This is a genomic window from Actinomadura barringtoniae (assembly GCF_017573505.1).
Classification (GTDB): domain Bacteria; phylum Actinomycetota; class Actinomycetes; order Streptosporangiales; family Streptosporangiaceae; genus Spirillospora; species Spirillospora barringtoniae.
Genome location: NZ_JAGEOJ010000026.1, coordinates 65,336 through 79,369, shown reverse-complemented (window position 1 = coordinate 79,369; position 14,034 = coordinate 65,336). Strand labels below are relative to the sequence as shown.

11 protein-coding genes are annotated in these 14,034 nt (G+C 71.1%); 7 read left to right on the top strand and 4 right to left on the bottom strand.

Features of this window, described 5'->3' with window-relative positions:
* Window positions 1–7: 7 nt before the first annotated feature.
* From J4573_RS45535 to J4573_RS45520, 4 genes are all read right to left on the bottom strand, one after another.
* Complete coding sequence (locus J4573_RS45535) at window positions 8–616, bottom strand: CGNR zinc finger domain-containing protein (RefSeq protein WP_208262627.1); 609 nt, start codon at window positions 614–616, stop codon at window positions 8–10.
* Between the two features lie 55 nt (window positions 617–671).
* Window positions 672–1,154 carry a VOC family protein gene (locus J4573_RS45530; protein WP_208262626.1) on the bottom strand — a complete coding sequence of 161 codons (483 nt, stop codon included), beginning with the start codon at window positions 1,152–1,154 and terminating at the stop codon, window positions 672–674.
* 84 nt (window positions 1,155–1,238) lie between these two features.
* The gene (locus J4573_RS45525; protein WP_208262625.1) at window positions 1,239–2,039 is read right to left on the bottom strand and encodes a helix-turn-helix transcriptional regulator; all 801 of its coding nucleotides are present in this window, start codon (window positions 2,037–2,039) and stop codon (window positions 1,239–1,241) included.
* Window positions 2,040–2,047: 8 nt separating this feature from the next.
* Window positions 2,048–3,085, bottom strand: coding sequence for a DUF2637 domain-containing protein (locus J4573_RS45520; protein WP_208262624.1), 1,038 nt, complete (start codon window positions 3,083–3,085; stop codon window positions 2,048–2,050).
* 162 nt (window positions 3,086–3,247) lie between these two features.
* Between J4573_RS45520 and J4573_RS45515 the strand changes: the two genes are divergently transcribed.
* The 7 genes from J4573_RS45515 (at window position 3,248) to J4573_RS45485 (ending at window position 13,985) form a co-directional block, all read left to right on the top strand.
* On the top strand, window positions 3,248–4,159 hold the full coding sequence (locus J4573_RS45515; RefSeq protein WP_208262623.1) for a DUF2637 domain-containing protein: 912 nt from the start codon (window positions 3,248–3,250) through the stop codon (window positions 4,157–4,159).
* 395 nt (window positions 4,160–4,554) lie between these two features.
* Window positions 4,555–6,654 carry a DUF4407 domain-containing protein gene (locus J4573_RS55755; protein ID WP_208262622.1) on the top strand — a complete coding sequence of 700 codons (2,100 nt, stop codon included), beginning with the start codon at window positions 4,555–4,557 and terminating at the stop codon, window positions 6,652–6,654.
* Window positions 6,654–7,250 (top strand): 4Fe-4S single cluster domain-containing protein, encoded by a 597-nt coding sequence (locus J4573_RS45505; protein ID WP_208262621.1) that lies wholly within the window; start codon window positions 6,654–6,656, stop codon window positions 7,248–7,250. Before J4573_RS55755 ends, J4573_RS45505 begins: the two co-directional genes overlap by 1 nt.
* Entirely contained in the window at window positions 7,247–8,617 is a 1,371-nt protein-coding gene (locus J4573_RS45500; RefSeq protein WP_208262620.1) for a coiled-coil domain-containing protein, read from the top strand. The genes J4573_RS45505 and J4573_RS45500 overlap by 4 nt, the downstream gene beginning before the upstream one ends.
* Window positions 8,607–11,108 (top strand): AAA family ATPase, encoded by a 2,502-nt coding sequence (locus J4573_RS45495; RefSeq protein WP_208262619.1) that lies wholly within the window; start codon window positions 8,607–8,609, stop codon window positions 11,106–11,108. Before J4573_RS45500 ends, J4573_RS45495 begins: the two co-directional genes overlap by 11 nt.
* Window positions 11,095–12,909: a hypothetical protein gene (locus tag J4573_RS45490; protein ID WP_208262618.1), complete on the top strand. Its 1,815-nt coding sequence runs from the start codon at window positions 11,095–11,097 to the stop codon at window positions 12,907–12,909. Before J4573_RS45495 ends, J4573_RS45490 begins: the two co-directional genes overlap by 14 nt.
* On the top strand, window positions 12,906–13,985 hold the full coding sequence (locus J4573_RS45485; RefSeq protein ID WP_208262617.1) for a hypothetical protein: 1,080 nt from the start codon (window positions 12,906–12,908) through the stop codon (window positions 13,983–13,985). The genes J4573_RS45490 and J4573_RS45485 overlap by 4 nt, the downstream gene beginning before the upstream one ends.
* Window positions 13,986–14,034: the final 49 nt, after the last annotated feature.

The following is a 14,034-nucleotide window of genomic DNA, read 5'->3' as shown; positions in this document are numbered from 1 at the left end:
GCCTGGATCAGTCGGGTTGGATCTGGCGGGTGCGGTAGGCGTGCACCTTGTTGCGGTTGCCGCAGCGTTCCATCGAGCACCAGCGGCGCCGGCCGGGGCGTGAGGTGTCGACGAAGATGAGATAGCAGTCGGACGCGGCGCATTCGCGGATGCGGTCGCGCAGGTCGCCGGTCACCATGTCGATCGCCTCGCGCGCGGCGGCGCCGAGGATCTGCGCGCCGGTGACCGGGATCGCCCACTCCCGCCGGCCGCTGGTGGGCTCGACGCGGGGGCGGGGCCCCGGCACGGCGCTGTCGTTCAGGACCTCGAACTCCTCGGCGGACGGGCACTTGCCGCGCGCGAGCGCCGTCGCGACCGACCACAGGGTGTCGCGGAACTCCTTGATGGCGCGCAGCTCGGCGGGCTTGATCCGCAGCGACTCGACCGGCAGCGGCGCGACGGCCGCCAGCCGCGAGTCGGGCAGCCAGGCCGCCAGATCGGTCGGCATGTGCAGAATCTCGTGGCGCGCGTACCCGCCGGGGCCACCGGTCAACAGCAGCTCGAGGGAGAAGCTGCCGGGGTCGAACGAGTAGCGCTGTCCGTCGGCGCCCGTGAGGAGCCTCGTCCCTCCCGCCATGACGCCACTCTAGGGCCGCCGTACACCGATTTAAACGGTTACAGAAAGAATGGATCTATCGGCCCAGGCCGAAGTCGGAGCTCTGCACGTATTCCATCGCCTTGGCCCATTCCGGCTCGCCGAAACGCCGCAGCATCTCCTCTTCGGTGACGTCCTCGACGTGGGTCTGGATCCACCAGATGTTGCCGAACGGGTCGCGCACGCGGCCGACCAGGTCGCCGAACGCCAGGTGCGTGACCTCGGTGACCAGCGTGCCGCCCGCCTCGATCGCCTGCCGCAGCACGGCGTGCGCGTCCTCCACGTACAGGCGCAGGAACGCGGGCAGCTCCGGCCACACGTCGGGGGAGTCGAAGAGCATCACGACCGCGTCGCCGATCCGCACTTCGGCGTGCCCGATTCTGCCGTCCTGGCCGACGACCCGGCCGAGTTCCACGGCGCCGAACGCCTCGGTCAGGTAGTCGATGACCGCCGCGGTGTCACGGGAGATGATCCACGGCGTGACGGTGGTGTAGCCGTCGGGGGTGCTCTTCACGGTCATGATCTGGCTCCTCTACCTGGTCCTGCCCGGCCGTGCCGGTCGACGTTGAGACCACGTTATGAGCCGTGTAGGACCGATCCTGTCCTAGATCGGCAGGGATTCTCCGAGGAGTTTCAGAGCGCGGTGCGAGGCCGTGCCGGGCTCGGCGGTGTAGAGGATGATGCGCTGGTCACGGCCGTGGACCGGCAGGATCTCGCAGTCCAGCTCCAGCTCGCCCACCACCGGATGGACGCTCCGCTTGGTGATGGTGTGCCGCACCTCGACCTCCCGCGCCGACCACACCTCGGCGAACCGCGGGCTGCTCGCCGACAGCTCGTCGACCAGCCGCCGCACGCCCGCGTCGTCCGAGTACAGGCCGCTCGCCCGCAGGTCGGCGACGCACTGCCGCGCGAGCTCCGTTCCGGCGAGCTCGCCGCCGAACAGCCACCGCAACGTGTTGCGCCGCTCCACAGGGGTCTCCGCCGGATCCCCGATCAGGGCGACGAGCATGCGGTTCCACGCCAGAACGTCGAAGCACCCGTTCACGACCATCGCCGGAACGTCCCCGAGGTCACCGAGCCGTTCGAGCAGCCGCAGCACGTTCGGTGGCACCTCGCGCGACGAGGCGACCCGCGATCCCTCGACCAACCGGAACAGGTACTCCTGCTCGTCCTCGTTCACCCGCAGCGCGCGCCCTAGCGCCCTGAGGACCTGCGCCGACGGATGCGGCCCGCGGCCCTGCTCCAAGCGGATGTAGTAGTCGACCGAAATCCCGGCCAGCAGCGCGACCTCGTCGCGGCGCAGCCCCGGAGTCTGGCGGCGGCCACCCGCCACCAGCCCCGCGTCCTCCGGCCGGATCCGCCCACGCCGACTGCGCAGGAACGCGCCCAGTTCCGTTCTGTCCATCACCTACATCATGAACGCCAGGACCGGACCAGCGCCTCGAGGGTCGTCGTGTCGTAGACCACGCCGCGCTCGCGGAGGTCCTGCTCGACGCGTTCCCCGTCGCCCTTGTACCTGGCCATCAGCCGGTACACCGCGTACGGGAACCAGTGGTTCTCGCTGATCCGCCGGATCTCGTCCTCGTCGATCAGGTGGCCCTCGCGCGTCACCTCGTACAGCGAGGCGATCACGTCTCCGTTGTGGCGCTCCAGCACGTCGATCACGATGCCGCGCAGCGTGTTGTCCGCCACCGTGTCCCGGAAGATCGGCTCCGGCTCGGGAACGGGCCTGGACGCCGGGGCCGGCGGGGGAGCGGCCGCCGATGCGACCGTTGAGGTGGCCGATGCGGCCGCCGGTCCGGCCGACGGCTTGTCCGCGGCCTTGGGACCCGGCGCCGACCCGTTCCCGTTCCCGTTCAAGGAGACGGGCTCGGGTGTCCCTTCCTTCGCGGGCTCGAGTGCCGCGCCCGAACGCGCCGCCCGCACCTGCGGGATCGGCACCGTCGAACGCATCAGCGTGACCTGGTGCAGCGCCACGGGCGTCACCGCGGGCTTGGGGGGCTCATCCCGCTGCACGTACCGGTGCAGGGTCCGCAGCAGGACGAACAGGCCCAGCATGGACACTATCGGCGGGACCGCGGCGGTCGCCTGGTAGGAGAACGACCGGTGGCCGACGTGTCCCACGTTGAAGATCAGGCTCGCCGTCCAGCCCGCCATCGCGATCGCCAGCGGCAGAAGGAAGTCCACCCAGCTGAGCACGTGTCGGCGCTGGAGCACGAACGCATCGATCGCCAGCAGGAACAGTCCCAGCTCCCCGACGATGATGAACAGGTCCACCAGCAGCGGGAACGAGTCCGCCTTCCACCCGTGCAGCCCGTGTTCGAGTGCCCAGTGGAACAGCCCGGCGTACGACTGGGCGAATCCCCCTGCCGTCGCGGTCAGGACGGCCGCCGCCATGAACGTGATGGCTACCCAGCGCGTGATGACCTGTGCTCTGTTGGCGGTCGTCATGTGCCGCGACGATAGTCATTCCGGCGGCAACTCGCCCAAGGTTCACGGTTACAACCCGCATACGGTTGGTCGCCCGTTGGATTACATCTTGGACATACTCACGGGTAATCAATTGATCACGATGTGTCATGGCCTCGCCCGAACGCTCACGGAAGGCCGGACATGACTCAGTCCCAGGACGACACCCGCCGCGGGTACGCGGCACTCTGGGCCCTGAGCCTCATAGTGATGGCGGCCAGTGCCACGGCTTTCGCCGAGTCGTACAACGGCCTGCGCAAGTGGGCCGAGCAGCATCGCGTCACCGGCATGTGGGCCGACATCTGGCCCCTCCAGGTGGACGCCTTCATCGCGGCGGGCGAGCTCACCCTGCTGCTGTCCGCCCTCTACCTGTGGCCGATGCGCGTACGCGTCCTCGCGTGGACCGTGAGCCTGGTCGGCCTCAGCGTCTCCATCATCTGCAACGCCGGGCACGTGGGCACGCTCGCCAGCATCTCCGACCACCTCACGGCCGCGCTTCCTCCGGTCGCCGCCATCGCCGGTCTGGTCATCGCCCTCAGCGTCATGAAGCAGATCAGCCACATGACGTCCCCGCGCCACACGGCCCCGATGACCGAACCCGTCGCCGCGACCGCCGCCGCATGGGAGTCCGTCAACGGCGTGGACCTCACTCTCGACCCGGCCGCCCACAAGCTCGACCCGGACCCCACCCCGCCCCCGTCTGCTACTCCCGTCGCCGCTCCGGCTGCCGCATCGACTCCGGCTGCCGCTCCCGCCGCGACCCCGGCCGCCGCGACTGCGGCTGTCGCTCTGGCCGAGGCTCCGGTCCCGGCTCCCGTTCCGGTTCCGACGCCTGATCCGGTGGTCGAGCCGGAGCCCGAGCCGGTGCTCGCGACTTGGCAAAGTGAGGGAACGAGTTACGGCTCGCAGGAGTCTGTTCAAGTGGAAGAACCGCAACGGACGGAGGTAGGGCGGAGCGTGGATTCCGTCAAGGAAGAGAAGAGCGCCGAGCGCGCCGATCCGCCGCCGACGGATGTGCTTCTTCGCAGGTACGACGAGCTTCTCGGCGGCACATGAGTCACGCGACCCATCATCTTTGTGACGAAACGACCAGCAAACTCTGTCACGGTCGGATCACACTTCTTCGCATGACGTGACGATGATGGTGTTTTGGTCTGATCGCGTCGGCTAGCGTGCCAAAGATTGGCGGGCAGGCGGTTACGAGAACGTCCTGGTTACCGGGGGTCAAGGTGTCGCGTCCAGAGGAGCCGATTTCGCACGAGCCGCCGCCGCTCCCGCGTGGTGGTCCGAATACCGCGCCGCGCTCGGCGGACATACCGGCGCCGCGCGTGGGTGAACGGGAGTACAGCGGTCGCAGGCTCTCCTTCAGGCGACTGTTCCGTACCGGACCGGAACCCGAAATGCCGCGCCGGCGTCTTTCTCTTGGTGATTCCCCGACGCGGGCTGGAGCGATGAAGAATCCCCTGATCTGGCTTTCCGGCGCCGACCCCGAGATTCTCCGTCACGCATCGACCGACCGCGCGAAGTACATCGGAATCGGCGGCGCCGTGCTCACCACGGCCACCCTCGCGACCGTCTCGATGTTCTTCGCGCTGCGCATGGCCGTCGGCGCCGCGGTCTGGGCCGCGATCCTCCTCTCGCTCGTGTGGTTCCTGATCATCCTGAACCTCGACCGCTGGCTGGTCGTCTCCCTGCAGCGCACCGAGCGCAAGATGCAGACGCTGCTGGTGGCGCTGCCGCGTGTGGCGATGGCGCTGCTGTTCGGCGTCATCATCTCCACGCCGCTGACGCTGCAGATCTTCAACGACGAGGTGCAGGTCGCGGTCGACCAGCTGCACGACGAGGCGTCTCGCAGTTTCCAGAACGAGCTCAACAACGGGCCCGACGCCAAGCGCGTCAAGCTGCTCGAGCAGCGCGAGTCGCAGCTGCTCCAGCAACGTAATGGCAACGGCCTGGTGAACCCTCAGGACGACCCCGAGGTCAAGGCGCTTCAGGCTCAGCTTCCGGCCCTGCAGAAGGATTTCCGCGACAACGACGACAAGGCCGCGTGCGAGCTGACCGGCGACCGCTGTAAGGGCACGAGCGGGCACAGCGGCGACGGCCCGCGCTACCAGAAGTACAGGAGGCGGGCAGACGAGCTGCAGTCGCAGATCAACGGCATCAACAAGAAGGTCGACGACAAGTCGAAGGCGCTGCGTTCCGCCGCCGAGCAGAACAAGGACCAGCTGATCCAGCAGGCCAAGCAGGCCCTTCCAGGCGTGCAGACCGAGTTGAAGACGCTGCGCGACCGTCAGGCCAGGCAGCGGGCCGACTTCGAGAAGTCCAACGGCAACAACGAGGGCCTGCTCATCCGGCTGAAGGGTCTGGAGCGGGCGTCCAAGGGCGAGAGCCAGTTGCAGTGGGCCCGCTTCATGCTGTTCCTGTTCATCACGGTGCTGGAATGCCTGCCCATCATCGTGAAGGTGCTGCAGCTGTTCGCCCCAGCGGGCGCCTATGACGACGCGCTGGAAAAGCACCGTGCCAAAGACCGGCTCCTGCTGAACGACCACATACGCAAACAGCAGGGCGCCGGCCTGCGCGAGAACAGCCAGCACCTGGACTACGCCCAGAACCTCGAACGCAAACGCGGCGAAATGCTGGAACGGCTGGCCGACCGCACGATCGAGGCGGAGACCCGCGTTCACCAGGCAGAGCTCGAACGCTGGGAAGCTGAGCAGATGGGGCAGGGCGGCCTGAGCGGCAACGGCCACGGTCACCGGCCCTCGCTCCCGCACGAGAGCAGCCAGTGGGGTGCGCCCGCACGGGACCGCCACGACGAGTTGGGCCGTCCCATCAACGCCCGCATCATCAGCAGCAGCGAGTGGAACGCCCCCCAGAACCCCTACGCGAGCAACGAGCAGCCGCCCCCGCCGCCCGCAGGCGGTGGCGCGCCCCCGGCCTTCGGCGGCAACGCCCCCGCGGGCGGCGGCGCTCCCATGCCGGGCGGCAACGCTCCAATGGGCGGCGGCGGTGCGTACGGCGGCGGTTCCTCTGCCGAAGTAGGCCCGCCCTTCAGCCCGCCCTCGAACGGTGGCGGCGCATATGGCGGCGGCGCCCCCGCAGGCTCAGGCCCTGCCTTCGGCGCACCCGCGAGCAGCGGCCCCGCGTACGGCAACAGCGGCCCCGCGTACGGCAACAGCAGCCCTGGCGAGGCAGGCCCGCCCTTCGGCGCGCCCAGCGGCGGAGCGGCTCCAGGCGGCGGTCCCGCCTATGGCGGACGCGGTCCTGCCGGTGCAGGCCCGGCCTTCGGCGCGCCCTCAGGTGGCGCGGCCCCGAGTGGGCCCCCGCCCGGCAGCGCCATGCCAGGTGGACGTCCTACTCCCGGCGCCCCGGCCCCCGGTTCCCCGGCAGGCGGCGGTCCGGTGAGCGGGCCGTACGGGGAGCCTCTTCGCCCCGGCGCTGCGCCCTCCGAGGGCGGCCCGGCGCGCAGCACACGCGACGACCTGGAGATGAACCCGCTGGACTCGCCGCGTTCCGGTCTGTGGACACGGCTGTTCGGCAGGGGCGAGTGATGATGCTGAACGTTGCTGAGACCTGCGGCGCGACGCGGGCGCTCGGCCCGGGGTTGCGCGCGGTGGTCTGGGTGCAGGGCTGCCCGTTCCACTGTCGCGGCTGCATCGCGCCCGACTGGATCCCGGACCGGCCCGCGCGCCACGTGGACGTCGCCGACCTCGCCGACGAACTGCTGACCGACCCCGACGTCGAGGGCTTCACGTTCTCCGGCGGCGAGCCCATGGAGCAGGCCCCGGCCCTCGCCGCCCTGATCCGCACGGCACGGGAAAGGCGCGCGCTGTCGCTGATCTGCTTCACCGGCTACAAGCTCGAAGAGCTCAGCGCCGAACCAGAAGCCAAGGCCCTCCTCAGCGAGGTGGACGTCCTGATCGACGGCCGCTACGTGGAGACCAAGAACGACGACCGAGGCCTCCGCGGCAGCTCCAACCAGCGGATCCATCACCTCAGCGGACGCCTCCAGGACACGGGCTTCCACTTCGATGACGGCCCGCGCCGCGCCGAGATCAGGCTGCGCGGCGACGAGGCGCTCATGGTCGGCGTTCCACCGCGCGCGGTGGCGGCCGAGTGGCACGCGCTCGGTGAGGAGTGCGCATGAGCGGCGCGAAGCAGATCACGGTCAACGAGAGCGACTGGCAGAGGGCGCAGCGGGCCCGCCAGCAGCTCGCCCAGGTCCAGGCCAACCTGCCGACCGTTCTGGCCGACGAACGCCGCCAGATGCAGGCCGAGCTGGACCGGGTGCGCGCGGCCGTCACGTCCCGCCAGGACCGCGTCGAGGGCAAGCTCCAGAAGCTCAGCAAGTACACCCGCGACCTGGAGCGCCGCACCGACGAGAAGCTGCGCGCCGAGGCCGACAGCCTGCGCGAGGAGACGCGCGCGGCGGTCGGCGGCCTGCGTGACGAGCTCGCCAAGGAACGCGAGGAACGCCGCCGCGAGTTCAAGGCGCTCGACGAACGCGTCGCGGGCCTGCGGGACGAGAGCGACCGCGCGGGCGAGGCGGCGCGCGCCACGTTCGAGGACGCGGTGACCGTGCACGCGGTGATCCGGGACGAGCTGCCGCACGAACGGTTCGCGCCCGGCAGGCTCGACCGCCTCCAGGTACGCCTGGACATCGCCCGCGCCAACCTGGAGTCGCAGGCCCCGGCGTTCGCGCTCACCCAGATCCAGGACCTCTACCTCGACCTCAGCGAGCTGCGCGCCGAGGTGGCCCGGCTGGACCAGGAGTGGCGGGCCGCGCAGGCGCTCGCCGTCGCCGCGCTGAAGAACGCCGACCGCCACATCGCCGCCAACGCCACCCGCCCCGTCGTCGACGCCGAGGGCCGCGAGCTGCCCGCCAGGCTCGACGTCGACTACTGGACGGGCGGCGACCTCGCCGAGCTGCGCGCCGAGATCGAGCGGCTGACCGGCGAGGTGTCCGCGCCCGACAGCCCGTACAGCGTGGAACGGCTGCGCGAGGTGATCGAGACGACCGCGCCGCAGTACGGCGAGCGCCTCGACGAGCTGGTCGAGCGCGCGTCGGGCCGGCTGCTCGCCTCGCAGCGCCGCGTCAACGTCGCCCACCGGATCGCCGAGCGCCTCACCGCCAACGGCTACGCGGTCGGCCGCGGCGACGACGGCCCGACCTACGCGGGCGAGGACTTCCGGGACTCGTTCGTCGCCAAGCTGCAGCACCCCGACGCCAGCGAGGTCGTCGTCGAGGTCGCGCCCGACGGCGACGAGGACATGACGGTCCGGATCCTGTCGTACGAGACCGCGCCGTCGGAGTACGAGCGCCGCGAGCGGATCCGGGCGGTCAACGAGGCGCTGCGCGCGGACGGCCTGCGGGTCGGCGAGGCCGTCGAGGAGGAGCAGGCACCCGACCCGGCTTACCGCGACCTGAAGGCGATCCGGCAGCGCGACGTTCAGCGGCAGGACGCGAGGCAAGGCACGCAGCAAGGCACACAGCGGCGGCGCCATGGTTCCTGAGCGGCTGGAGGCGCTGCGCGACGCGGCCCGGGTGGAGTCGGTGCTGCTGGCGTACGGCCCGTACGTGAAGGACGCGTTCGTGGATCAGGCCTACCGGCGGTACGGCCTGAGTGAGGCGCTGTGGGAGGTGCTTCACGACGCCGGGTTCAGCCGGATCGTCTTCTTCTCCCTGCGCGGCATGCTGCGCGTCCGCGACCTCGACTCGCGCCTGGCGACCGCCAGCGGAACATCAACAAGCCACCCCGCGGACGAGGCACCCCGCATGGGTGACGGCTTCGGGGGCCCGCTCGGCTCGATGATCGTGGACCCGCCGCCGCGCCGCGAGGAGCCCGCGTCCTCGCCGATGGGCATGAGCGACCCGCACGCGCTGAAGATGCTCGAGCACCTGCTGGACAAGCCCGCCGAGCCGACCGCCGTCGTCTTCGAGCAGGCCGAGGTGATCGCGCGCTACAACGAGGCGCAGCGCGGTCTGGCCGCAGCCCTGGAACGCTGGCTCGAATACCGCCCGGGCGTCCGCAAGGCCTGCGTGCTGGTGTTCGCCCGCGACGACCTGGCGGCGGTACGCCGTTCGGCCGAGGAGATCGCCCGCGACCTGCCCGCCGTCCTCACCGCCACCGAGGTCGAGCAGCGCCGCCGTTCACCGCGCCCCGGCCTGATCGGCCCGCCGACCGAGGCCGAGCTCACCCGCCTCGTCCACCGCGCCCGCGTCCGTTCCGGTTTCGCGATTGACGACTGGGCGGCCCTGCCGCGCGTCATCCGGGCGCTGGCGGCAGAGAACGAACCGCTGTGGCGCTGGGAGGAACGCCTGGAACGCGTCCTGCCCGCGCACGGCCTGCCCCTCGGCCATCAGACCGTCCGCGACCTCGACTGGCTCTCCAGCCCGGTGAAGAAGGGCGACGTCTGGCAGCGCATCGACGAGCTCAAGGGCATCGACGACATCAAGGCCCACCTGAAGGGCCTGCGCTACCGCCCCCGCGCGGGCGGCGAGGCCCCGGCGCACCACATGGTCTTCATGGGCAACCCCGGCACCGGCAAGACCACGGTCGCCGCGCTCGTGGGCGAGGTCCTGCGCGAAGCGGGCATCCTCTCCCGCGGCCACGTCGAGTCCGTCAAGGCGAGCGACCTCATCGCCCAGCACGTCGGCGAGACCGCCCTCAAGACCGACGCGGCCGTCGACCGCGCGATGGACGGCGTGCTCTTCGTCGACGAGGCGTACAGCCTCAGCGAGCAGGTCGAGGGCGGCTTCGGCAAGGAGGCGATCGACACCCTCCTCGCCCGCATGGAGAACGACCGGGACCGCCTCGTCGTGGTCGTCGCCGGCTACCGCGACGACATGCGCCGCTTCCTGGCCGCCAACCAGGGCCTGCGCGACCGCTTCCCCGAGTCGGGCCACCTGGACTTCCCCGACTACGACCCCGAGACCCTGCACGCGATCGCCGTGTCCCAGCTGCGCGCCGTGGACCCGCCCTACACCTGGGACGAGGAGTTCGAGACCGCGCTGCGCAACGTCATCACCGGCCTGTACGAGGCGCGCGACGCCACGTTCGGCAACGCCCGCGCGATGCGCAACCTGACCGCCGAGATCGGGCTGGGCTGGGCGCGCCGCGTCCAGGACGAACGGTCCGCGCCGCTCGCCGTCGCCGACCTCCCGGCCCGCCTTCGCCGCCACCTGAACCCGGCGCCGCCGAGCGCCGAGGAGCTGTTCGGCCCGCTGGACGACATGATCGGCCTCGCCTCGGTCAAGGACGGCCTGCGCCGCCTGGTCGCGCAGATCGACCTGAGCCGCCGCCTCGGCGCCGAGAAGGTCGTCGCCCCGCATCTGCTCTTCCTGGGCCCGCCCGGCACGGGCAAGACGACGGTCGCGCGCGAGATCGCCCGGATCTTTCACCGGCTCGGCCTGCTCGCCAAGGGCCACTCGGTCGAGGTCGGCCGCGAGCATCTGGTCGGCGCGTACCTCGGCGAGACCGCGCGCCTCACCAAGGACGCCTTCGACAAGGCCTTCGGCGGGGTGCTGTTCATCGACGAGGCCTACGCTCTGGCGCCTGTCGACTCAGACCGGACCGATCCGTACGGGAGGGAGGCCATCAACGTCATCAACCAGCACATGGAGAACCACCGTGGCCGCGTCGTCGTGATCGCGGCCGGTTACCAGGAGCCGATGGACCGGTTCCTGGCCTCCAACGAGGGACTGCGCTCGCGCTTCACCGCGCGGCTGGAGTTCCCCGCGTACTCGCTCGCCGAGCTGCTGGAGATCCTGCGCCGGGACGTGGCGGCGCGCGGCTTCCGGCTCGGCGACGGAACCGAGGACCGCGCCCGTGACCTGCTGGCACGCGCCATGACCGACCCCGCGTTCGGCAACGCGCGGAGCGTGCGCAAACTTGAGGACCAGATGAACGGCGCCCTCAGCGTGCGCGTCTTCGGCCGCCGCGACCTCGACGACGCGACCCTGCGGACGTACCTCCCGGAGGATGTGCCCGATGAGCTTTGGTGAGCCCGCCTGCCCCGTGTGCGGGTTGCGCCCGGCCGCCGGGGCGGTGTGCGGCGCCTGCGGCTGGGTGATGGTCACCGACTGGACGTCGGGGAAGGCCGACCGCGCCGCCTTCGACCGGCGGCTGTCCGAGCACAGGATGCGCCTGGACCTGCGGGCGGCGGCGCTCGTCGGCCGCGCCGCGTTGCCCTACGTGCGCGGAACGCCCGGCGAGGACGCGTGGCGGCAGGCGTGCGAGGAGCAGGCGCGCGGCCGCGTGACCGCCGAGCACGAGCTGGCGGCGGCGCTGCGCGGCATGGGCGAGTACCTCGCGGTGATCGAGGCCGGGCCGGACGGCGTGGGCACGCTGTTCATCCAGGCCCGCGACCTGGACACCGCCGCGCCGCTGCGGCTGCGGCAGGACGTTCCGTGGCGGGAGATCGCGCCGATCCTTGCGACCGGCGCGGACGAGCTGCGCTTCCAGCTCGCGGGCGGCCTGCACCGCGTGGACCGCACCCAGCTCGCCGTCAGCATGGAGCGGGCGCTGATCGGCGTGGTCGAACGCGTCCACCCCGAGACGCCGACCGTCTTCGTGTGCACGGCGCCCGGCTGGACGGTGCCTGAGCAGGCCGTGACGATCCTGCGGCGGCTGCGTCCGAACGCGCGCGCCGCGTCCTCCTCGCTGCCGGTCGCCGAGGAGCTTCCGGCGGCGATCGCCCGGCAGCCGCTGCGCGCCACGTACTCGCTGATCCTCGCCGAGGAGGGGCCCGCCGGGACGCGGCCGATCGCGATGCCGATGTTCGCGCGCGGCGGCTTCGCGGGCCTGGAGGCCGAGGTGGACGTCGTGCGCGGGCCCGGCGGCGCCGACAAGGACATCGCGCTCGCGGTCGTCATCGACGCCCCGCCCGGCGAATACAGGGAGCCGGTGTCGGTACGTTCGGCCCGGCTGTCGCAGGGCGCGAGCACACTGCGCGCGGTCCTGGAGGGCCCGGGCTGCGTGCGGTGGGTCGAGCCCGGTGAGACCGGCACCGAGTCGCGCAGCCTGAGTGAGATGTACGCGCAGACCCAGGCGAACTCGGTCGCCTCCGGCTACGCCGAGGTGATGTGCGCGGTGGAGCTCGGCGGCCCGCCCGACCAGGCCGCCATGCGCCGCGAGCTGGTCGCGGGCACCCTCGAACTCCTCGCCAACGACCTGCCCGACCGGGTGCGCGTGGCGGTCTTCGGCTACTACGAGCACTCGTTCAAGCTCGGCCAGGAGGGCAGGCGGGTGACCGACGGCTTCTGGCTGTCGGAACCGGCCGCCGCGCGCGAGGCGTTCGTCGCCCTGCCCAAGGCGACCGGCGGCTGGCAGGACGACGCGGCGCCGCTGGAGGACGCGCTCGGCGAGATCATCGAACGGATCGAGCCGGGCCGCGCGCCCCGCACCCTGCTGGTGGTCGGCGGGCGCCCGCCGCACCCGCGCCGACTCGGCCAGGACCCCGACCGCGAGCTGGCCCAGCCGTGCCCGCGCCGCAACGACTGGCAGGAGATCCACGCCGGGCTGCGCCGGGCCGGGATGCGCTTCGTCGCCGTTCTCGACAAGACCACCGCCACCGCGACCGGCCTCGCGAACTCCGGCGGCGCCGCGGGCCTGGCCGCAGACCCGCGCCGCGCCGCCGCGAGCAACGGAGCCGGCGCCGCCGACGCCTGGCGGGCCCTCGGCGAGGACCACATCGCCGTCCTGGAAGAACTGGAGCCGCGCGAGCTCGCCGCGACGCTCGGGCTCGTCGGTGGCGACGCCCCCGGCCTGCCCTTCCCCTTGAAACCGAAAGGCGACCCCGCATGAGTGAAGCTGCCGCCGAACAGGCACTTCCAGAGCCTGAGCCGGGCAAGAACAACATCGGCATCTGGGGCGCGCCCCAGAGCGGCAAGACCACCTTCCTGGCCGCGCTGCGCACCGCCATGACGCTCCAGGAGACCGGCTGGGTGCTGAACGGCGTCAACAACGGCTCCACCGAGTTCCTCGCCTCCAGCACCCACCAGCTCACCGTGGAACGCATCTTCCCCTCGGCGACGACGCAGCTGGAACGGCTGTCGTGGAAGCTCACCGGGACCAAGGAGGTCAAGGAACGCGGCAAGTTCGGGATGCCGCGCAGGAAGACCGTTCCCGCGCACGTCTACCTGGACTTCGTCGACCCGCCGGGCAAGCTGTTCGACACCGAGTCGCCCCAGCAGAACGAGGAGGGCCAGAGTGGTGGCGGGTCCAGCGGCGGCCCCAAGTTCGCCACCGGCGGCCCGTCCTCCGGCTCGGGCAGGGAGAACAGCGGCGGCGGCGCCTCCCGCGAGGAACTGGTCCGCCACCTCGCCGACTGCGGCGGGCTGATCTACCTCCTCGACCCGACCCGGGAACGCGAGGCCTCCGACTCCTACCAGTTCTTCAACCGCACCGTCCTGGAGATCGGCCAGCGCGCGATGGACAACGGCCGCGACCAGTACCTCCCGCAACACCTCGCGGTCTGCGTCACCAAGTACGACCATTACTGGGTGCGCAGCATCGCCAAGAAGCACGGCCTGGAGTCGGTCGCCGACGGCGAACGCCTGTTCCCGAGCGTGCACGGCGAGCTGGCCGAGATCTTCTTCGAGGAGCTCTGCCGGGAGGACAAGGTCAGCAACACCGACGCGATGTTCCGCGAGATCAAGCAGCGCTTCTCGCCGGAACGGACGCGCTTCTTCGTCACCTCGGCGGTCGGCTTCTACGTGGACCCCGCGACCGGCCGCTTCGACGAGGACGACTACAGCAACCTGGTGAAGAGCACGGGCCCGAACGGCACCACCACCATGCAGATCAAGGGCAAGGTCTACCCGATCAACGTCCTGGAGCCGATCATGTGGCTGGTGGACAGCCTGACCAAGAAGCCGTGACCGAGGCCGCGACGCCGTGAACGAGGGGGACACCGTGATCCGACGGGGG

Excerpts from the sequence above, each read along its gene's own strand:
- J4573_RS45485 (WP_208262617.1), top strand. The coding sequence starts at position 12,906 with ATGAGTGAAGCTGCCGCCGAACAGGCACTTCCAGAGCCTGAGCCGGGC.
- J4573_RS45530 (WP_208262626.1), bottom strand. The coding sequence starts at position 1,154 with ATGACCGTGAAGAGCACCCCCGACGGCTACACCACCGTCACGCCGTGG.
- J4573_RS45515 (WP_208262623.1), top strand. The coding sequence starts at position 3,248 with ATGACTCAGTCCCAGGACGACACCCGCCGCGGGTACGCGGCACTCTGG.
- J4573_RS45500 (WP_208262620.1), top strand. The coding sequence starts at position 7,247 with ATGAGCGGCGCGAAGCAGATCACGGTCAACGAGAGCGACTGGCAGAGG.
- J4573_RS45525 (WP_208262625.1), bottom strand. The coding sequence starts at position 2,039 with ATGGACAGAACGGAACTGGGCGCGTTCCTGCGCAGTCGGCGTGGGCGG.
- J4573_RS45535 (WP_208262627.1), bottom strand. The coding sequence starts at position 616 with ATGGCGGGAGGGACGAGGCTCCTCACGGGCGCCGACGGACAGCGCTAC.
- J4573_RS55755 (WP_208262622.1), top strand. The coding sequence starts at position 4,555 with ATGAAGAATCCCCTGATCTGGCTTTCCGGCGCCGACCCCGAGATTCTC.
- J4573_RS45520 (WP_208262624.1), bottom strand. The coding sequence starts at position 3,085 with ATGACGACCGCCAACAGAGCACAGGTCATCACGCGCTGGGTAGCCATC.
- J4573_RS45505 (WP_208262621.1), top strand. The coding sequence starts at position 6,654 with ATGATGCTGAACGTTGCTGAGACCTGCGGCGCGACGCGGGCGCTCGGC.
- J4573_RS45495 (WP_208262619.1), top strand. The coding sequence starts at position 8,607 with ATGGTTCCTGAGCGGCTGGAGGCGCTGCGCGACGCGGCCCGGGTGGAG.
- J4573_RS45490 (WP_208262618.1), top strand. The coding sequence starts at position 11,095 with ATGAGCTTTGGTGAGCCCGCCTGCCCCGTGTGCGGGTTGCGCCCGGCC.